This is a genomic window from Pseudomonas sp. 21615526, from assembly GCF_013386245.1.
Classification (GTDB): domain Bacteria; phylum Pseudomonadota; class Gammaproteobacteria; order Pseudomonadales; family Pseudomonadaceae; genus Aquipseudomonas.
The window spans coordinates 1-375 of sequence record NZ_JACAOM010000281.1; the positions used below are offsets into that span (position 1 = coordinate 1).

General features: G+C 64.0%; 1 pseudogene. It reads right to left on the bottom strand.

Annotated elements, in window-relative coordinates:
- Nucleotides 1-332 (bottom strand): annotated as a pseudogene (locus HX786_RS31690) (polysaccharide deacetylase family protein); the annotation flags it as partial.
- Between the last annotated feature and the right edge of the window lie 43 nt (nt 333-375).

Sequence of the window (375 nt, forward strand, 5' to 3'; positions counted from 1 at the left end):
TTGTAGCCCCGCGGGTTGCCGCCGGAGCGGGGCGCCTCGGTCTGCAGGAAGAACACCGCCTTGATCCCCGGCTGTATCGGGTTGTTCGCCAGGTCCGCCATCACCGAACGGCAGGGGTTCATGAAGCCCGAGGCGCCGATCCGTTTTTTGCTGACCTTCGATGACGGCCCCAGCGCCTCGGTTTTCAGGCGTTGTTCGGTTTGCGGTGTCAGCGCCAGGGGCGGGCCGATGCAACCGCTGAGGCTCAGGGCCAGGGCTAGTGCGGCCGATACGGTGGCGAAGTGTTTCATGGCGGACTCGAATGACATTGGCTGCTGGGGCGGGTCATCCATGACACGCGCGCACCATACAACAAGACTGTCGAGGCTTTACAGC